At 69.1% G+C, this 18,722-nt stretch carries 17 protein-coding genes and 1 pseudogene; 8 read left to right on the top strand and 10 right to left on the bottom strand.

The genetic code is table 11. The annotated features are described in order from the left end of the window. Positions 1–62: 62 nt before the first annotated feature. Complete coding sequence (locus tag MTY59_RS04735; protein WP_221044649.1) at positions 63–887, bottom strand: DUF2867 domain-containing protein; 825 nt, start codon at positions 885–887, stop codon at positions 63–65. A gap of 21 nt (positions 888–908) precedes the next feature. On the opposite strand from MTY59_RS04735, the pseudogene MTY59_RS04730 reads away from it, so the two are divergent. Next, positions 909–1,502: pseudogene (locus tag MTY59_RS04730) on the top strand (TetR/AcrR family transcriptional regulator); the annotation flags it as partial. Here the strand turns inward: MTY59_RS04730 and MTY59_RS04725 are convergent. The 4 genes from MTY59_RS04725 to MTY59_RS04710 form a co-directional block, all read right to left on the bottom strand. Then, on the bottom strand, positions 1,479–2,939 hold the full coding sequence (locus MTY59_RS04725) for an MFS transporter (protein WP_250160714.1): 1,461 nt from the start codon (positions 2,937–2,939) through the stop codon (positions 1,479–1,481). The pseudogene MTY59_RS04730 and the gene MTY59_RS04725 overlap by 24 nt on opposite strands. 65 nt (positions 2,940–3,004) lie before the next feature. Then, positions 3,005–5,200 carry an AAA family ATPase gene (locus MTY59_RS04720; RefSeq protein WP_221044648.1) on the bottom strand — a complete coding sequence of 732 codons (2,196 nt, stop codon included), beginning with the start codon at positions 5,198–5,200 and terminating at the stop codon, positions 3,005–3,007. Further along, positions 5,197–6,060: a CDP-diacylglycerol--serine O-phosphatidyltransferase gene (gene pssA, locus MTY59_RS04715; protein ID WP_221044647.1), complete on the bottom strand. Its 864-nt coding sequence runs from the start codon at positions 6,058–6,060 to the stop codon at positions 5,197–5,199. Before pssA ends, MTY59_RS04720 begins: the two co-directional genes overlap by 4 nt. After that, entirely contained in the window at positions 6,057–6,779 is a 723-nt protein-coding gene (locus tag MTY59_RS04710; protein ID WP_221044646.1) for a phosphatidylserine decarboxylase, read from the bottom strand. Before MTY59_RS04710 ends, pssA begins: the two co-directional genes overlap by 4 nt. Before the next feature lie 65 nt (positions 6,780–6,844). Here MTY59_RS04710 and MTY59_RS04705 point away from each other — a divergent pair, with 65 nt between their 5' ends. Next, positions 6,845–8,053: an MFS transporter gene (locus tag MTY59_RS04705; RefSeq protein WP_221044645.1), complete on the top strand. Its 1,209-nt coding sequence runs from the start codon at positions 6,845–6,847 to the stop codon at positions 8,051–8,053. On the opposite strand, the gene moeA is transcribed toward MTY59_RS04705, so the two are convergent. Together moeA and MTY59_RS04695 are read right to left on the bottom strand one after the other, a co-directional pair. After that, positions 8,050–9,255: a molybdopterin molybdotransferase MoeA gene (gene moeA / locus MTY59_RS04700; protein WP_221044644.1), complete on the bottom strand. Its 1,206-nt coding sequence runs from the start codon at positions 9,253–9,255 to the stop codon at positions 8,050–8,052. The genes MTY59_RS04705 and moeA overlap by 4 nt on opposite strands. Before the next feature lie 19 nt (positions 9,256–9,274). Further along, positions 9,275–10,213 (bottom strand): SDR family NAD(P)-dependent oxidoreductase, encoded by a 939-nt coding sequence (locus MTY59_RS04695; protein ID WP_221044643.1) that lies wholly within the window; start codon positions 10,211–10,213, stop codon positions 9,275–9,277. Between the two features lie 78 nt (positions 10,214–10,291). Between MTY59_RS04695 and MTY59_RS04690 the strand changes: the two genes are divergently transcribed. Together MTY59_RS04690 and MTY59_RS04685 are read left to right on the top strand one after the other, a co-directional pair. Then, entirely contained in the window at positions 10,292–10,771 is a 480-nt protein-coding gene (locus MTY59_RS04690) for a VOC family protein (RefSeq protein WP_221044642.1), read from the top strand. Further along, complete coding sequence (locus MTY59_RS04685) at positions 10,762–12,213, top strand: flavin-containing monooxygenase (RefSeq protein ID WP_221044641.1); 1,452 nt, start codon at positions 10,762–10,764, stop codon at positions 12,211–12,213. Before MTY59_RS04690 ends, MTY59_RS04685 begins: the two co-directional genes overlap by 10 nt. Positions 12,214–12,622: 409 nt before the next feature. Here the strand turns inward: MTY59_RS04685 and MTY59_RS04680 are convergent, their stop codons facing one another. Further along, positions 12,623–13,117 (bottom strand): cupin domain-containing protein, encoded by a 495-nt coding sequence (locus tag MTY59_RS04680; protein WP_221044640.1) that lies wholly within the window; start codon positions 13,115–13,117, stop codon positions 12,623–12,625. Positions 13,118–13,146: 29 nt separating this feature from the next. On the opposite strand from MTY59_RS04680, the gene MTY59_RS04675 reads away from it, so the two are divergent. After that, complete coding sequence (locus MTY59_RS04675; protein WP_221044639.1) at positions 13,147–13,845, top strand: M24 family metallopeptidase; 699 nt, start codon at positions 13,147–13,149, stop codon at positions 13,843–13,845. Between the two features lie 6 nt (positions 13,846–13,851). Here the strand turns inward: MTY59_RS04675 and MTY59_RS04670 are convergent, their stop codons facing one another. Beyond that, the gene (locus MTY59_RS04670) at positions 13,852–14,766 is read right to left on the bottom strand and encodes an SDR family NAD(P)-dependent oxidoreductase (protein ID WP_221044638.1); all 915 of its coding nucleotides are present in this window, start codon (positions 14,764–14,766) and stop codon (positions 13,852–13,854) included. A gap of 103 nt (positions 14,767–14,869) precedes the next feature. Here MTY59_RS04670 and MTY59_RS04665 point away from each other — a divergent pair, with 103 nt between their 5' ends. The 3 genes from MTY59_RS04665 (at position 14,870) to MTY59_RS04655 (ending at position 18,169) form a co-directional block, all read left to right on the top strand. Next, complete coding sequence (locus MTY59_RS04665; protein ID WP_221044637.1) at positions 14,870–15,436, top strand: TetR/AcrR family transcriptional regulator; 567 nt, start codon at positions 14,870–14,872, stop codon at positions 15,434–15,436. A 176-nt stretch (positions 15,437–15,612) separates the two neighbouring features. Continuing rightward, positions 15,613–17,238 (top strand): chaperonin GroEL, encoded by a 1,626-nt coding sequence (groL, locus tag MTY59_RS04660; RefSeq protein WP_064881622.1) that lies wholly within the window; start codon positions 15,613–15,615, stop codon positions 17,236–17,238. A gap of 106 nt (positions 17,239–17,344) precedes the next feature. Next, positions 17,345–18,169, top strand: a complete 825-nt coding sequence (locus tag MTY59_RS04655; protein WP_221044636.1) for an SDR family NAD(P)-dependent oxidoreductase — start codon at positions 17,345–17,347, stop codon at positions 18,167–18,169. Here MTY59_RS04655 and MTY59_RS04650 read toward each other — a convergent pair. Beyond that, complete coding sequence (locus tag MTY59_RS04650; RefSeq protein ID WP_221044635.1) at positions 18,158–18,718, bottom strand: carboxymuconolactone decarboxylase family protein; 561 nt, start codon at positions 18,716–18,718, stop codon at positions 18,158–18,160. The genes MTY59_RS04655 and MTY59_RS04650 overlap by 12 nt on opposite strands. Positions 18,719–18,722: the final 4 nt, after the last annotated feature.

The raw sequence follows: 18,722 nt of genomic DNA, 5'->3' as shown, positions 1-18,722 counted from the left end.
CCAGAATGGCCACCATAACCGCAATATGCAGTCATAGGCAAGATTGCAGTAAGCTGCAAATATCAGCCTTGCGCCGCCGGAACGCTACGGGCGCTGCGCCGCATCAGCCGTGGCGCCACGACCCGATGCAGCGGGCCGATCAACGCCCAGACCGTCCGGGCGGCCATCCGGCGGCGATAGTGCAGGCGGGTGGTGAGCACCGCCCGTCGGCCGTCCTGGCGGCGCAGCGTCAGCTCCCCGCGCATCAGCGGCCCGCGCGTCGCCAACACCAGTTCGTCGGGATCCGACCGGACTATCGGCCAGCCGATCAGGTGCCCGGCGGAGCGGACCGGCCCCAGGTGCAACCGCAGCACGTTGCGGTGGATCCACAACACGAGCTTTCCGCCCGCGCCCGGCCTGTCGCCGAGGCCGTCGCGAAAGGCCTGTTCGGCCGTGCGCGCGTCGCCGGCGGTGAGCGGTACTTCGAAGACGTCCACGTAATCGGCCGCGGTCTCGCCGGTCTCTGCCCGCGCGTCGAGCTCCGCTGCCGCAACACTTTTCAGGGTTCGTCGCACGACGATGCGGTGCCCGCCGGTGCCGATCACCAGCGCCCGGTAGGCCTTACCGTGGATGCCGGGGAAGTCCGCCCAGGTGGCCGCCCGCAGCCGGGTGCGCGCGGAGCCGTCGAGCGCGTCCAGCTCGAAGACCCATCGGTAGACGGCGAACCAGTGGCGTCCCTTGAGGGCGAATCGCGCCGGTGGTCGGGCCTCGTCCAGGACGAAGCCGAACGGCACGGTCGACGGGTCGTGCGGGTCGCGGCACATCACCCGCAGCAGCGCCGCCCACGTGTCTTCGCGGTCGGCGTCGATGGTTATGGCATGCTCATCGATATAGGGTAATCGTTCCATATAGAAGGATCGTACTAGATCGTGGCACCTCCGCGGAAGCATGAAACCGATGTGATTCTCGACGCCGCCCGGGCGCTGGTGCTCGACGGCGGCCCGCGCGCGGCCAGCGTGGCCGCCATCGCGAAAGCCAGTGGCGCGCCGGCGGGCACGTTGTATCACCGGTTCGGCAACCGCGACGGCATCCTGACCGCGGCGTGGCTGCGGGCGCTCGAACGCTTCCAGGCGCGGGCGCTGGCGGCCGAGGGCGATACCCCGACGGCCGCCGCCGTGGCGATGGCCGTGGCCGCGGTCGGCTTCGCGCGCGCCCTGCCCAAGGATGCCCGGCTGTTGTTGACGATCCGGCCCGGCGACCTGCTCGACGACGAGCCCGACGCGGCATTCCAGCGGACCCTCGCCGCGATGAACGCCCCACTGACGCAGCGCGTCTCGGCGTTGGCCCGTCAACTGTATGGCAACAACAAGCCGCGATCCGTCGACGCCGTCGCGCGAGCGGTGGCTGACCTGCCCTACGCCGTGGTGCGTCGCCACGCGCACGACGACCCGATGCCGAGCTGGCTGGAAAAGGACGTGGCGGCGTCGGCGCTGGCCGTGCTACAGAGCTTTGGCGAACGCCCGTGGCGCGGGTTCGGTGGAGCTGATCGGCTTGGTGACGAAGACGCCGCCGACCAACGCGGCGATGAAGTACAACGCGGCGGCGACCTGCAGTAGCCGTGCGAAGCTGGCGTCGGTCAGCGACCCGGCGGCGATCAGTCCCACGCAGGCCACCGACGTCAGCGCCGACGTCCTGCCCACCGCATTTTGCATGGCCGCTGCGACTCCACTCCGGGCCGGCTCGACGGAAGACAAATTCACCGCCGCCAGCGGCGCAAGGGTCAATACCGAACCGATGGCCACCACGATCGTCCCGGGCAGCAGGTGGGTGACGATGTTGAATCCGTGCCCGGGACGAATGAGTAGCAGCCCCACTCCGGCCAGCATCGGGCCGGTCGTCAGAAAGACCCGGGGTCCGATCCGCGCGGCCAGGACGCCGACGCGTTTTGCGAACAGAAACGACATGACGGGGGTGGGCAGCGTGGCCAACCCCGCCACGGTCGCGCAATATCCGGCGACCTCTTGGGTATAGAGCGAGATGGCAAGAGCACCCATGGCGATGGCGCCGTAGACGAACGCTGTGCTGACATTGGCGCCCGCGAAGTTGCGGACGGCGAAAAGACTGAGCGGCACCAAGGGGTGAGCGGCGCGGCGCTGCCATGCCACGAAGGCGACCAGTGCGCCCACTCCCACCACCAGCGACGCGGCGACGCGCGGGTCGGCCCAGCCGCGTTCTCGTGATTCGATGAGGGCATACACGGTGGCGGCCAGCCCGGCAGCCGAGAAGAAAGCCCCTGCAACGTCGAGGGGGACGTGGTGGTTGGGCCGAGGCACGGGGGACAGCCAGTACGTCAAAGCGAAACCGATGACCATCGGAACGGCCGACAAAATATAAATCCATCGCCAACTCAGCAGGTCCACCGCCAAGCCGCCCAGCAGCGGTCCGAGCGCGAACGCGGTGCCGGTCCAGGCGGTCCAGGACCCGATGGCCGCGGGACGGTCCCCGCGGTCGAAGGTGGAGTTGATCAACGCGAGGGACCCGGGGACCAGGAACGCCGCACCCAGGCCTTGGATGATGCGGCCGGTGATCAGCATGGTTGGCGTCGCCGCGGTAGCCGCCAGCACCGAGCCCGTCCCAAATGCCAACAGCCCGAATCGAATTACCGGCACACGCCCGAACAAGTCCGAGATCGACCCGCCCGGCAGAATCATGGCCGCCTGCGCCAGCAGGTAGCCATCGACTATCCATTGCTGCAGGCACAGGCCGCCGCCGAGATCGCGCGCGGTGGCCGGCAGGGCCAGATTCACGACGGTGGTGTCGAGGAAGGTGACCATCGACACCATGGTGGCCACCAGCATGACTCGGCTGGTCGGCGTGGCCTCGCGCAGTCGCGCGAGCGCTCCCGTCCGGCGCACGGGGGTCGTCAAGACGATCCGGGGGGACGGTTGCGTGGCGGTCATCGATTCCTCCTCGAAGGGCCTGAGTTGGCACCCTCTCGGGAAGATGTATGTGACGGGGTTACACGCTAGAGAGCCTTGGCGAACGCCCGTAGCGACTCGATCTGCATGGGATCCAAAGAGGGGCGGACGTTGTCGCATGCCGCCGCGAGGTCGGCGGCCGTCACGTCGGTGGCGTCGATGGATCGGCGCATGGCCGTCAGCGCGGCCTCCCGCAGCAGCGCCACGCAGTCGGCGGCGCTGTAGCCGTCGAGCCCGGCCGCCACCTCGTCCAGATCGACGTCGGCGCTCAGTGGGATGGACTTGCCTGCCGTGCGCAGGATTTCGCCGCGGGCCGCGGCGTCCGGGGGCTCGACGAAGACCAGTCGCTCCAGCCGGCCCGGACGCAGCAGCGCGGGATCGATCAGATCCGGCCGGTTGGTGGCGCCCAGCACGACCACATCGCGCAGCGGATCGACACCGTCCAGCTCGGTCAGCAGCGCGGCCACCACTCGATCGGTCACGCCCGAATCGAAGCTCTGCCCACGCCGCGGCGCCAGCGCGTCGACCTCATCGAGGAAGACCAGCGACGGCGCCGAATCCCGTGCTCGCCGAAATAGTTCGCGCACAGCCTTTTCCGAGCTGCCGACCCATTTGTCCATCAGTTCGGAGCCCTTGACGGCGTGTACGGACAGCTGCCCGGTGCTGGCCAGCGCCCGCACGATGAAGGTCTTGCCGCAGCCCGGTGGCCCGTACAGCAGCACCCCGCGCGGCGGCTCGACACCCAGCCGGGCGAACGTGTCCGGATGTTGCAACGGCCACAACACGGCCTCGGTCAGCGCCTGTCTGGCCTCGGCCATGTCGCCGACGTCATCGAGGGTGATGTTGCCGACGCTGACTTCCTCGCCGGCCGAGCGGGACAGTGGCCGGATGACGGTCAGCGCTCCGACCAGGTCCTCCTGTTTCAGTTTCGGCGGCCCGCCGTCGGAGCTGGCCCGCGACGCCGCCCGCAGCGCCGCCTCGCGCACCAGTGCGGCCAGGTCGGCGACGACGAAACCCGGTGTACGCGAAGCGATCTCTTCGAGATCGAGACCGCCGGTGGGCACGTTGCGCAGCAGCGACTCCAGCAGCCCTTTGCGGGTGCCGGCGTCGGGAAGCGGCAGACCCAGCTCCCGGTCGCACAGGTCGGGGGCCCGCAGCCGGGCGTCGAGCTGGTCGGGTCGCGCGGAGGTGGCGATCAGGGCGACGCCCTGGCTGGCGACCGCGGTACGCAGTTCGCCCAGGATCAGCGATGCCACCGGCTCGGCGGTGGCCGGCAGCAGGGCGTCGACATCGGTGATCAGCAGCACGCCGCCACCGTCGCGGACGGTCTGCACCGCCGAAGCCACGGCCTTGAGCCGGTCCTCGGCACCCAGCGCGCCGACCTCCGGGCCGTCCAGCGTGACCAGCCTGCGGTCGCCGCACACCGCGCGCACCAGCGTCACCTTGCCCACGCCGGGCGGGCCCGACACCAGCACGCCGAGGTTGGCGCCGGCGCCCAATGCCTTGAGCAGGTGCGGTTCGTCGAGCGCGAGCTTGAGCCATTCGACGAGCTTGGCCGCCTGCGGCTGAGTGCCTTTCAATTCCTCGACGACCATCTCCGGCCTGGCGACTTCGACCGAAATCCGTGCCGCGGCCCCGGCGCCTGACGGCACGGCGGTGCCCCAGGTGACCAGCGAGTTGGGCTGCACGCTCACCGGTCCCTCGGGGTCGACGCCGGTGACTGTCAGCAGCTCCGAGGTCCAGCTGATGCCGACCGCGGTGGCCAGCGCGCGGGTGGCCTCCGATGTCGAGGTGCCCGGGCCCAGGTCGCGGGGCAGCAGCGACACGGCATCACCGACGGTAATCACCTTGCCCAGCAAGGCTTGTCGCAACGTGACCGGCGGCACCGACTGGGTCGCCAGTGACGAGCCGGACAGCGTCACCGACCGCGCGCCGTAGACGGTGACCGTGCCGACCACCACCGCGGTGCCCTCACGCAGTCCCGCGTTGGACAGCGTCACGTCGTCGAGCAGCACGGTGCTGACCGGCGTGTCCGGGCCGGCCAGGCCCGCGACGGCCGCCGTGGTGCGCGACCCGATCAGCGACACCGCGTCCCATTCTCGAATGCCCAGTGCCGCAATGGCATTTGGATGCAGACGAATGACACCGCGCCGGGAGTCGACAGCGGAGGTGTTCAGCCGGGCGGTCAGCGTGAGCTGACGGGCCGACCCGGCGCGGGGTGCATCGTCGCCGGAGCGACTCACGGCAAGCGCCTGCCCGGCTTGCGCAGGCCCAGCCGCGCCACCGACCGGCGGTTGGGCTGTGCCCGGCGGATCGCCCGCCGGGCGGCGCGGCGTTGCTTGGGTTCGTCGTCCCACGCCTCCGGGTGCGCGGCCAGCCAGCGCGAGTTGCGGATGGCGAACGGCACGTGGCACAGGTAGGCGACGATGATCACCCAGATCAAGACATAGGGCGCCAGCACCGCCGCGGCCGCGCAGATCGCCAGGACCGCCAGTAGCGGCGCGGCCCAACTCGGCGGCACCGCGAGCGCGTGCATCTTGCGCATCGGGATCTTGCTGACCATCAGGATCGATGTCCCGGTGATCCAGATGCACAGGAACAGCGGCGATGTCCACCAGCCGTCACCGAACTGAAGCTTGAGTCCGATCAGACCGATCATCGAGATCGCGCCGGCCGGCGCGGGCATGCCGACAAAGAACTCGTGCGCGTAGGACGGCTGGCCGCCGTCGTCCTGCAGGGCGTTGAATCTCGCGAGCCGCAGCACCACGCAGACCGCGTAGAGCAGGATCACCACCCAGCCGGCCGGCGATGTGGTCAGCAGCGTCACGTAGAGCACGATCGCCGGGGTCACGCCGAAGTTCACCGCGTCGGCCAGCGAGTCGATCTCTTCGCCCATCCGCGACTGGGCGTCCAGGATGCGTGCCACCCGCCCGTCGAGTCCGTCCAGGATGGCGGCCGCGGCGATCAGCGCCATCGCGGCCTTGGGCTGATGTTCGAGGGCGAACCGGATCGAGGTCAGTCCCGCGCACACCGAGAGCACCGTCATCGCGCTCGGCAGGATCTGCAGGTTGACCGCCGGCCGCCCGCGCGGCTTGCTGATCATGGCAGCTCGGCCAGCACGGTCTCACCGGCGATTGCGCGCTGGCCGACCTTGACCAGCGGTTCGGAGCCGGCCGGCAGGTAGGTGTCCAGCCTGGAGCCGAACCGGATCAGGCCGTAGGTCTCACCGATCGCCAGCTTGTCCCCGACGTGCGCGTCGCAGATGATGCGCCGGGCCAGCAATCCGGCGATCTGCACCGCGACGACGTCCGCGCCGGCGGCGGTGCGCAGGTGCAGGCTGGTGCGTTCGTTCTCGGTGCTCGCCGCGGCCAGGTCGGCCGAGCCGAATCGGCCCGGCCGGTGCTGCACGGCGATCACCTCGCCGCTGACCGGCGCGCGCTGCACGTGCGCGTCCAGCAGCGACAGGAAGATGCTGACCCGCGGCAGCGGCGCGTCGCCCATGCTCAGTTCGGCGGGCGGAGCGGCGAAGTCGATCACGCAGATCTCGCCGTCGGCGGGTGCGACGATCGCGCCGGGCCGGGTGGGTGGCACCCGCGGCGGGTGACGGAAGAACCCCGCGCAGGCCCCGGCGGCCAGCAGACCCGCCCGTCGCACCCATCGATGCCTGCGGCCGACCAGCGCCAGGGCCAGGCCGGCGCCGATGAACGGTCGCCCGGCCGGATGCACCGGTGGGACCGCGGAGCGCACCAACTCCAGCGCGTGTTGCGGGCTGAAGCCGGGGTCCTGAGCAGAGGGGCCGATAGTGCGGGGGCGTCGTGCCACGCGGCCATCTTACGGAGCGTGCCGCTGATTCGTGGACGGCCGCAGAGGGAACGCTCTCCGTCGACATGCAATCGAACGATCGGCGGGCAACGCAGTTGCGCCGGGCGAAAGCCACGGTCACCGCCGTCTTCATCGCGCACGGTCTGGTGTTCTCGTCCTGGGCCGCCCACATTCCACACGTCAAAGCCGAGCTCGGCCTTTCCGACGCGGCGCTCGGCACGGCGCTGTTCGGCGCGCCGCTGGGCTCGGTGGTGGCCACGCTGCTCAGCCACTGGGCGCTGCCCCGCTGGGGCAGCCACCGGCTGATCCCGGTCACGGTGGCCGGCTACGTCGCGGCCGGAGCGGCGGTGGGCCTGTCCAGATCCGCGGCCGCGCTGTTCGGTGCGCTGGCGCTGTGGGGGCTGTTCCAGGGCGCGCTGGACGTCGCGATGAACACCCAGGCCGGCACGGTGGAGCGGCTCGCCAGGGCTCCGATCATGGCGCGGTTCCACGGCATGTGGAGCGTCGGGACTTTGGTGGGCGCCCTGATCGGAGCGGCGTGCGTCGGCGCGGGTGTCGGCCTGACCGGCCAGCTGACTGTGCTGGGGCTGGTCGTCCTGATCGTGGTGGCACCGTTGACCCGCCACCTGATGCCCGACGCGGCCGATTCCGGTGCCGCGTCGCCGGAACCGGACCGGGGCAGGCGGGCCTGGATGACGCCGGCGGTGGCGATCCTGGCGGCCGTGTCGTTCGCGTCTTTTCTCTGCGAGGGCGCCGCCACCGATTGGTCGGCAAACTACCTGCGCAACGTGATCGGCGCCGGCCCGAGCGTCGCCGCGCTGAGCTACGCCGCCTACACGGGTGCGATGGTGATCACCCGGTTCGGCGCGCCCCTGCTGCACGCCCGGGTGTCCAGCCGCCGGCTGCTGCCGGCGCTGGCGTTGGTGGCCGTCGCGGGCATGAGTGTCACGCTGGTGGCCGCCAGCGTCTGGGTCAGCGTGCTTGGGTTCGCCGCGCTGGGCATCGGTGTGGCGCTGCTGGTGCCCACCGCCTTCAGCGCGGCCTACGGCGCCAGCGGCGCCGGGTCGGCGATCGCCATCGTGGCCGCGACCGGTTGGCTGGGCTATCTGTTGGGGCCGCCGCTGATCGGCCACCTGTCCGGCCGGGTGGGGCTGTCGGCGGCGTTGGTCACCGTTCCGGTGATGATGGCGATCGTCGGCATCGCGATCCGCTGCTCGCCGGCCTTTGACAGGGCCGACGACTTCCACCGGGACGTGGCCACGCCCGCGGGCTAGCGCAGATCCCACACCTGCAGGTGGGCCCCCTCGGGCACCTCGACGACGTCCTCGGGGATGTCCAGCAGCCCGTTCGCCGACGCCAGCCAGCGCAGGTGATGCGACGCCGGCGGCCCGTAACTGGTAACCGTGCTGGCGTCGTCGTTGAGCACCGCACGCCGGAATTGCCGCTTGCCGCGCGGCGACGTCAGCGATTCGGCGAGCACCGCGGTGCGGTGCGGGCGGTCCGGGTCCGGCAGGCCCATCGCCCTGCGCAGCGCGGGCCGGATGAACACCTCGAAGGACACCAGCGCGCTGACCGGGTTGCCGGGCAGCGTGACGATCGTCGCGCCCGCCACCCGTCCCACGCCCTGTGGCATGCCCGGTTGCATGGCGACCTTGACGAACTCCACACCCTGGTCGCCCTCGCGCCCGAACGCGTCCTTGACCACCTCGTAGGCGCCGGCGCTGACGCCGCCGCTGGTGATGATCAGGTCGGCGTCGCCCGCGTATCGGTCGATGATCGAACTGAATTGGGACACTTCGTCTTCCGCGGTCGCGACGGCGACCAGATCGGCGCCCGCATCCCGAACGGCCCCGGCCAGCATGATCGAGTTGGACTCGTAGATCTGTCCCGGCAGCAGCGCCGTGCCCGGCGTCACCAGCTCCGACCCGGTCGAGATCACCAGCACTCGCTGGCGCGGAATCACCGGCAACTCGGCGATGCCCAGCGCCGCCACCAACCCGAGCACGGCCGGTGTCACGACCTGACCCCGGCGCAGGACGGTGGTCCCAGGGGAGACGTCCTCGCCGGCGCGGCGGATGTGCCTGCCGGCATCGCGGGGCGCGCGGATCGCCACCACGTCCACACCACCGTCGGTGTCCTCCACCGGAACGACGGCGGTCGCCCCGGCCGGGAGCGGCGCGCCCGTCATGATGCGGTGCGCCGTCCCGGGCCGCAGCGTCAGCTCGTCGGTGCGCCCGGCCGGTATGTCCTCGGCGACGGGCAACACCACCGGCTGTTCGGGCGTGGCGCCGGACGTGTCCTCGGCGCGCACCGCATAGCCATCCATCGCGGAGTTGTCGAAGACCGGCAAAGCCAGCTGCGCCACCACGTCCTCCGCCAGGACCAGGCCCTGGGCCTCGGTCAGCGGCACCGCGACCGGCGGGCGCGCGCGAATCAACTCGGTGACGACCCGCTGATGTTCGGCGACTGAACGCATCGGAGCCATTATCCGCGCGTCAGACGGGGAAGCTGACGCCGGTGAGTTCTTCGGAGACGGCCCAGAGCCTGCGCTGCAATTCCTCGTCGTGGGACTGCGCGCTGGACTCGACCAGCTTCGGGCGGCCACGCTGCTCGAGGAAGCCGGCCGGGCCGTAGTACTGCCCGCCCTGCACGGCCGCATCGGTGGCCGCCCGCAGGGTGGGCAGCGCGCCCATGGCCGGGCTCTGGAACAGCACCGGGCCCAGCACGGCCTTCACCGGCCGGAAGACGCCGGGCAGGTTGCGGGCCAGCTCGGTGTTGGAGCCGCCCGGGTGCGCCGCGACGGCAATGGTCTTCGCGTCGGCCTTGGCGGCCAGCCGGCGCTGCAGCTCGTAGGTGAACAACAGGTTGGCCAACTTGGACTGCCCGTAGGCGGCGATCCGGTCGTACCCGTATTCCCACTGCAGGTCGTCGAAGTGGATCGCGGCCCGCAGCCGGTGGCCCAGGCTGCTGACCGTCACCACCCGCGAATCCCGCACCGCCAGCAGGTTGTCGAGCAACAGCCCGGTCAGCGCGAAATGGCCGAGATGGTTGGTGCCGAACTGCAATTCGAACCCATCCTTGGTGACCTGCTTGGGCGTCCACATCACCCCGGCGTTGTTGATCAGCAGGTCGATGCGCGGGTAGGCCGCGCGCAACGCGTCGGCGGCCGAGCGGATCGCGTCCAGCGAGGTCAGATCCAGCTGCTGCAGCGTGACATCCGCACGCGGGCTGGCCGCGACGATGCGCGACAGCGCCGCGTTGCCCTTCTCCAGGTTGCGCACCGCGAGCACGACGTGCGCGCCCCGGTAGGCCAGCACGGCGGCCGTTTCATAGCCGATGCCGGTGTTGGCGCCGGTGACGACGACGACGCGGCCGCTCTGATCCGGGACGTCACCCTCCGACCAATTGCGGTTCTCTGTGTCGTTGGAAGCCATGGCCCAAAACTTACTCATCGGGATCTGGTGCTGCCGGATAGGCGGGTGGGCCGGGCCGGGCCGACGTAAGGTGAGAACGTGATCACCGGTTTGGCTCACACTGGGGTGTGCGTTCCGGATTGCGAGGCCGCGGTGGCGTTCTACCGCGATGTGTTGGGAATGCGTGTGCTCTCGCCGCCATATGTCATGGCTGGTAACGACATTCGCGATGACATGGGTGAGTTGGTGTCCGATCCCAGCATGAAAGCGGCGATCCTCGGATTCGAAGACGACGGTGACAGGGTGCTCGAGGTGATCGAGTACCTCGGAGTAGAAAGCGGGCCTTTCGGTGACGGCCGGACGCTGACCGACCCCGGGCTCTCGCACGTCGGTCTGCTCTGTGCGGACCTCGACGTCACCCGGGCGGAACTGGAGTCCAAGGGAGTGCGCTTCCTGGTCAGCGGAATCGCGGACGTGGCGCGGGTCCGCACCACCTGGTTCGTCGATCCATGGGGCGTGGTGTTCATTCTGGTGGAAAAGAGCCGGCCCGGGCGACCGTACTTTGCGCAATGGGGATAGCGGTCCCGAAGCCCTCGGTGGGGATCATCGGCGCCGGCGCCGGCGGCATCGCGATGGGGATACAGCTCGCCGACGCGGGCTACGACTTCACGATCTTCGACCGAGCCGACGGATTCGGCGGGACATGGCGCCACAACACGTTTCCAGGCGCGGCCTGCGACGTCCCGTCCCACTTGTACTCGTATTCCTTTGCGCCCAACCCTCGGTGGAGCAAGACCTATGCCAACCAGCCCGAGATCCTTGCCTATCTCGAGAGGGTGGCGGCCGAGCACAAGCTGGCCGGGCACCTGCGGGCCAACACCGCGATCACCACCGCGCGCTGGTCGGACTCGCAGCGCCGCTGGACGCTGACCGGTGACGACGGCCGACAGCACGACTTCGATGTGGTGGTCAGCGCGGTCGGTATGCTCGATGTGCCGTACATCCCGGACCTCTTGGGGGCCAAGCGGTTTCGCGGGCGCCGATTTCATTCCTCGCGCTGGGACCACAGCAAGCCGACCGACGGAGAACGCGTCGCTTCCATCGGCACCGGCGCCAGCGCGATCCAATACGTGCCCGCGATAGCGCGAAAGACTGCCCACCTGACCGTGTTTCAGCGGACCCCGATATGGATCGCGCCGCGATTCGACTTCCCGTTCACCGCCCATCAGCACGAGCTGTTCGAACGTGAACCGGCTACCGCACAGAAGCTGCGCGACGAGGCCTTTGATGCCTACGAGTCGGCCAGCTTCGACGTCGACCACCCACAGACCCTCGAAGCGACCGAGCTTGCCCGCAGTTACCTGGTCCGCAAGGTGTCCGACCCCGAGTTGCGGGCGAAGCTGACACCGAACTATCCCGCCGGATGCAAGCGGCCGCTGATGTCGCGCGAGTGGTACCCAACGTTCGCACTGCCCAACGTCAGCCTGGAAACGACCCCCATCGCCGAACTGACCGAACGCGGAGTGCATACCGTTGATGGCGTCGAACACCGCGTCGACACCATCATCTACGGCACCGGGTTCACCGCCGCCGACTATCTGGCCAGCATCGACGTGTACGGAGCCGACGGCCGTCACCTTTGCGATGATTGGAGTGACGGTGCGGAGGCCTACCTGGGCACGCTAGTCGCCGGGTATCCGAATTTCTTTGTGCTGTATGGCCCCAACACCAACGGCGTCAACTCGATCATCTATATCCACGAGGCCCAGACGACCTTCATCCGGCACATCCTCGACGTGATGGACGGCCGCGGAGCGCACACCGTCGAGGTGACGGCCGCGGCGCAGCGCCGCTACAACGACGAGATCCAGGCCGCGATGGCGGGCAAGGTCTGGCTGGCCTGTACCAACTACTTTCGACATCCCAGCGGGAAGGTCGTCACCCAATTGCCCTATAGCGGCCGGCAATTCTTCGAGCGCACTCGCAGCATGGTCACCGAGGACTACCTGCTACGTCCGTAGCCCGCGTTCTTGATCCCAACCGCAGCAGTACGTCGACCCGACGCGCGCGGTACGCGGGGCCGACGAACCATCGCGGGCGGTGCGAGGGACAGCCGTGCCCGGGCCCGTTCACGGTATCCACGCCCACCCCGCTGATAGCCGCTCACTCGGGTGCCGCGCTCCGGCACGGCGACCGGCACCGGTCGTCGCGGCCGAAAATCCGGTGTGCTCCGTGGTTTTGGGCGTTTGACCCGCAGGTCGATCATCACCGGGGCGCTCATCGACCAATCGATTCTTTGCCGCATCCAGGCCGCGGCCCGCTTCGACGGCTTCCTCGTACGCACGGCCACACCCTACGCCCACCGTTGCCGGGTCCGGAACAAAGAGCAGAAACATTACGGCAGAGGAAATTTCGCGTTAATGCAAGGGTTTACTGCACCCAGAAATTATCGTGCCGGATAAACCACTCCCGGCGCTCGTCGTCGGTCATATCGGCCAGCGCCGCAAAGCCTTCGAAGTAGGCCTCGCGGGGTGCGCCGGGCGCGAACAACATCAGGATCGATGCCGGCTCGTCCGCCTCGTTGCGAAATCCGTGCACCCCCCCGGGCGGCACGTAGAGGAAGTCGCCCTGATGGCCGTCCGCCCATTGCGTGCCGTCGTAGAGCTTCATCGTCCCGGACAGGACGAAGAACGCCTCGGACATCGCACGGTGGAAATGCGCCGGGGGCCCGCCGCCGGCCGGCGCGATGTCGACCCGGTAGAGGCCGTAGTCGCCGGCGGTGTCCTCTTGGTTGGCCAGGTAGTGGTACTTGACCTCGGACGTCTCATAGTCAGGCGGCTGATCGGCCCGCTTGAGCCAGGCGCTGATCTCCGGTTCGTCTTTGGTGTAGCGGGCGGGCGGGTAGGGCGGCACGACGAGGGACATGGTTCCAGTGTGCGCATAGCATCGCTGTTGTGGACGGATCGACCGCCGAAGATGTTCGCGTGCAACGGCTGCTGGATGCCGAGCGCAAAGCCGCGCAACTGTTCGACGAGATCGAGCGGCGGGCCATGATCCGCCCCGGGCTGGCCGAGAAGGAACTCTCCGACCAGATCCACGACCTCGCCGGCGAGATGTTCGGGGTGACCCGGCACTGGCACCGGCGGATCGTGCGGGCCGGGGAGAACACGCTGCAGCCGTTTCAGGAGCGCCCACCGGACCGCACGATCGTCGACGACGACATCGTGTTCCTCGATCTCGGCCCGATCTTCGAGGAGTGGGAGGCCGATTTCGGGCGGACGTTCGTGCTCGGCGACGACCCGCACAAGACGGCCCTTCGTGATGCGCTGCCACGGGTCTGGGAGGCCGGCCGCGACCACTTCGCCGGCCATCCCGAGATCACCGGCGCCGAGCTGTTCGACCACGTCGTCGGGGTGGCCCGGGCCGAGGGCTTCGAGTGGGGCAGTCGGATCGCGGGCCATCTGATCGGCGAGTTCCCGCACAAGAAGATCGCGGGTCCCGGCGTCGAATGGATCATCATGCCCGGCTCGAACAAACCGATGCGCCGCACCGATCCGCGCGGCCGCATCTGCCACTGGATCCTCGAGATCCACCTCGTCGATCGCCCGCGCGGCTTCGGCGGCTTTTACGAGCAGTTGCTCGACCTGGGTTGAGCCGGATCAGTCGACGGGATAGACCACCCCGGTGAGCTCCTCGGAGATCGCCCACAGCCGGCGCTGCCGGTCGACGTCGTGCGACTTGGCGCTGGACCCCACGATCTTGGGATAGCCGCGCGTCTGGCCGAGACCGTCGGGTCCGTAGTACTGCCCACCGAGCACCGCCGGGTCGGTGGCCGCACGCAGGGTGGGCAACGCACCCATGGCCGGCTTCTGAGCGACCAGTGGTGCGATCCGCTCGAAGGCTCCGACCAGCGGGGCGGGCATGTTGCGCATCAACTCGGTGTCCGACATGCCGGGGTGCGCGGCGACGGCGATCGTCGTGCCGTGCGGGGCGAGCCGTCGTTGCAGTTCGTAGGTGAACAGCAGGTTGGCGAGCTTCGCCTGCCCGTAGGCGGCGACCCTGTTGTAGCGGCGCTCCCATTGCAGGTCGTCGAAGTGGATATCGGCGAGGATGCGGTGGCCGACGCTGCTGACCGTGACGATCCGCGAGCCGGCGACCGGCAGCAGGCGATCCAGCAGCAGGCCGGTGAACGCGAAGTGGCCCAGGTGATTGGTGCCGAACTGCAGCTCGAAGCCGTCCTTGGTGTTGGACTTCGGCGTGTACATCACCCCGGCGTTGTTGATCAGCAGATCGATGCGGTCGTGCGCGGACCGCAACTGCTCGGCCGCGGCGCGCACGGACGCCAGCGACGTCAGGTCGAGCTCGGCTAGCGCGACGTCGGCGTGCGGGCTCTGGGCGGTGATCCGGGCCGCCGCGTCCTTGCCCTTGTCCAGGTTGCGCACCGCCAGCACCACGTGGGCGCCGTGGTCGGCCAGCGCCAGGGCGGTCTCGTAGCCCAGGCCGGTGTTGGCCCCGGTGATGACGGCGACCCGGCCGGTCTGGTCGGGAATGTCCGCGGTGGTCCACTTGGCCATAAGAGGCTCCTTGAACTTGTAGAGTAAGCGGGGCGAGCGCTCCGGTTCAGTGTCACTATACGGAACGCACGCCCCGCTTTGTCAACCGTTGAGGAGTGAACAGATGGCGCAGCCCGAACGCCGGTTGCGCGCCGACGCGGCGCGCAACCGTGCGCGCGTGCTGGACGTCGCCTACGAAACCTTTGCGGCCGAGGGCCTCTCGGTGCCCATCGACGAGGTCGCACGCCGGGCCGGCGTCGGGGCCGGCACCGTCTACCGGCACTTCCCGACCAAGGAGGCGCTGTTTCAGGCGGTCATCGAGGACCGGATGCAGCGGCTGGTCGACGACGGGCGGGCCCTGCTGGACTCCGTCGGACCCGGCGAGGCGCTGTTCACTCTCCTGCGGTCGATGGTGCTGCACTGGGGCGCGGCGGATCGCGGCCTGGTCGACGCGCTCGCCGGATTCGGGATCGACATCGCCAGCGCCGCGCCCGACGCCGAGGACGCGTTCCTGGCGATGCTTGACGAGTTGCTGCGGGCCGCGCAGCGGGCGGGCACCGCACGCCAGGACGTCGGGGTGCGCGAAGTGAAGGCGATCCTGGTCGGGTGCCAGGCGGCGGAGGCCTACAACCCGGACTTGGCCGAGCGGGTGACCGACGTCGTCGTCGACGGTTTACGCGCTGGGCGATAGGGCTGACCTCTTCTTGCACTCGGCATAGGCGAGTGCTAAGAATGACTTGGCACTCGCGACCAGCGAGTGCTAGGTCGGGACGGTGAGACCTAGCCAGAAGACAGCTGCGGTCGTCCGTCGCGGGCACTGCACCCGGCCAGAACGTGTCATCCCCAATCCGGAGGAATCACTTCGCAATGGCCAAGACAATTGCGTACGACGAAGAGGCCCGTCGCGGCCTCGAGCGGGGACTCAACGCCCTCGCCGACGCGGTAAAGGTGACGTTGGGCCCCAAGGGCCGCAACGTCGTCCTGGAGAAGAAGTGGGGCGCCCCCACGATCACCAACGATGGTGTGTCCATCGCCAAGGAGATCGAGCTGGAGGACCCCTACGAGAAGATCGGCGCCGAGCTGGTCAAGGAAGTCGCCAAGAAGACCGACGACGTTGCCGGTGACGGCACGACGACGGCCACGGTTCTGGCCCAGGCCCTGGTCAAAGAGGGCCTGCGCAACGTCGCGGCCGGCGCAAACCCGCTGGGTCTGAAGCGCGGCATCGAGAAGGCGGTCGAGAAGGTCACCGAGACCCTGCTCAAGTCGGCCAAGGAGGTCGAGACCAAGGACCAGATCGCTGCCACCGCGGCCATCTCCGCGGGCGACCAGTCGATCGGCGACCTGATCGCCGAGGCGATGGACAAGGTCGGCAACGAGGGCGTCATCACCGTCGAGGAGTCCAACACCTTTGGCCTGCAGCTCGAGCTCACCGAGGGCATGCGGTTCGACAAGGGCTACATCTCGGGCTACTTCGTCACCGACGCCGAGCGGCAGGAAGCCGTCCTGGAGGACCCCTTCATCCTGCTGGTCAGCTCCAAGGTGTCGACCGTCAAGGACCTGCTGCCGCTGCTGGAGAAGGTCATTCAGGCGGGTAAGCCACTGCTGATCATCGCCGAAGACGTCGAGGGCGAGGCGCTGTCCACCCTGGTCGTCAACAAGATCCGCGGCACCTTCAAGTCGGTGGCGGTCAAGGCCCCCGGCTTCGGTGACCGCCGCAAGGCGATGCTGCAGGACATGGCCATCCTCACCGGTGGTCAGGTCATCAGTGAAGAGGTCGGCCTGTCGCTGGAGAGCGCCGACGTCGCGCTGCTGGGCAAGGCGCGCAAGGTCGTCGTCACCAAGGACGAGACCACCATCGTCGAGGGTGCCGGTGACTCCGACGCCATCGCCGGACGGGTGGCCCAGATCCGCAGCGAGATCGAGAACAGCGACTCCGACTACGACCGCGAGAAGCTGCAGGAGCGTCTGGCCAAGCTGGCCGGCGGTGTTGCGGTGATCAAGGCCGGCGCCGCGACCGAGGTCGAGCTCAAGGAGCGCAAGCACCGCATCGAGGACGCGGTGCGCAACGCCAAGGCGGCCGTCGAGGAGGGCATCGTCGCCGGTGGTGGCGTGGCCCTGCTGCACGCGATCCCGTCGCTGGACGAGCTGAAGCTCACCGGTGACGAGGCGACCGGCGCCAACATCGTCCGGGTGGCGCTCGAGGCTCCGCTGAAGCAGATCGCCTTCAACGGCGGTCTGGAGCCCGGAGTTGTGGCCGAGAAGGTCCGCAACTCGCCCGCCGGTACCGGCCTGAACGCCGCCACCGGTGAGTACGAGGACCTGCTCAAGGCCGGCGTTGCCGACCCGGTGAAGGTGACCCGCTCGGCGCTGCAGAACGCGGCGTCCATCGCGGGCCTGTTCCTCACCACCGAGGCGGTCGTCGCCGACAAGCCGGAGAAGGCGGCCGCACCCGCGGGCGACCCGACCGGTGGCATGGGCGGTATGGACTTCTAAGTCCACGACTCACAACGGGAAAGCCCGGTCCTCACAAGGGGCCGGGCTTTTTCGTGTCTGGTTATGCATCGAGCGTGGGGGACGTTCGGCGCTCTAGGGTGAACCCGTGGCCCTTCCGACTCCCTCACCCACCAGCACCGCCGTCGTGACCGGCGCGTCGTCGGGCATCGGCGCCGACATCGCACGCGAGTTGGCCGAGCGCGGCCACGGCGTCACGCTGGTCGCCCGCCGCGAAGAGCGGCTGCGCGAGTTGGCCGACGAACTCGCAGGCCGCGTGCGCGTCGAGGTGATCGCCTGCGACGTCAGCGATTCCGCCGCCCGCGCCGGCCCTTTCGAGGAGGTCGAGCGTCGCGGCCTGACCGCCGACATCCTGGTCAACAATGCCGGCATCGGCACGATGGGTTCGGTGACCAAAACGCCCGTCGATGACGAGATCGCCCAGGTGCGGGTCAATGTCGAGGCCGTCGTCGATCTGACTACCCGTGCGGTCCAGCAGATGGTGCCGCGGGGCCGTGGCGCGATCCTCAACGTCGGATCCACCGCGGGTTACCAACCCTTTCCGGGACAGGTCGGCTACGCGGCCACCAAGGCGTTCGTCAACAACTACACCCAAGGGCTGCGCGGTGAGCTCGCCGGCACCGGCGTCACCGTCGCGCTACTGTGCCCGGGGCCGGTGCGCACCGAATTCGTGAAGAGCGCGGGCATGGACGAGCGAGACTTCGCCGACGCGTTCCCGAAGTTCATGTGGAAGCCGTCGCGTGAGGTGGCGCGCGCCGGAGTCGACGCGCTGGACCACGACCGCGGGACGGTGATACCCGGCCTGCCGAGCCAGATCAGCGCCCGCCTGTTTCAGTTCATGCCGCGGCGGGTGTTGTTGCCGCTACTGAAGAATCAGCATCCCAGCCTGCGCAGAGACCGCTCAGCGGGCTGAGGGCCAGGGCCGCATCCAGCCCTCCACCGGAAGCGCGAGCGCGTTGCACAGCGTGCAGATCGTGCGGTACCAGCCCACGGCCGTGAGCAATTCGATGCGCTGCTCGTCGGAAAGGAAGCGCCCGAGTGCCATCCAAGTCGCCTCCGACCACGAGCCGGTGCGCTCCAGTTCGTCCACCGCCTCGATCAGCGTCCGCTCGGCCGGGCTCCACCGCGGGTCGTCGGGGCCGCCGGTGACCAGCGCGTCGCACTCGTCGTCGCTGACGCCCGCGATCGGGCCCCAGAACGCCGCCTGCCCGCCCCACTCGTATGCACAGCCCACCAACGCGCAGATGCGAAGGATGGCGATGGTCCGGATCCGGCCCGGCAAAAGCGCTCCGACATAAAGGGATTCGCCGAGCTTGCGCAGCCGGGAGGCCAGCGCCGGGTGACGCTGCAGGCAACGCACCAGCAGTAGCGGCTCGTAGGTGCGGTCGGGGTGACCCCAGCTGTTGATGCCAGTGGCATCTTCTTCGCTCCACGGCGGAGCGAGCGGTGCGACGCGGCTCACGGAT

Source organism: Mycobacterium senriense (genome assembly GCF_019668465.1).
Taxonomy (GTDB): Bacteria; Actinomycetota; Actinomycetes; order Mycobacteriales; family Mycobacteriaceae; genus Mycobacterium; species Mycobacterium senriense.
Note: the sequence above shows the minus strand (reverse complement) of the source record. Positions and strands in the feature narration are given on the sequence as shown.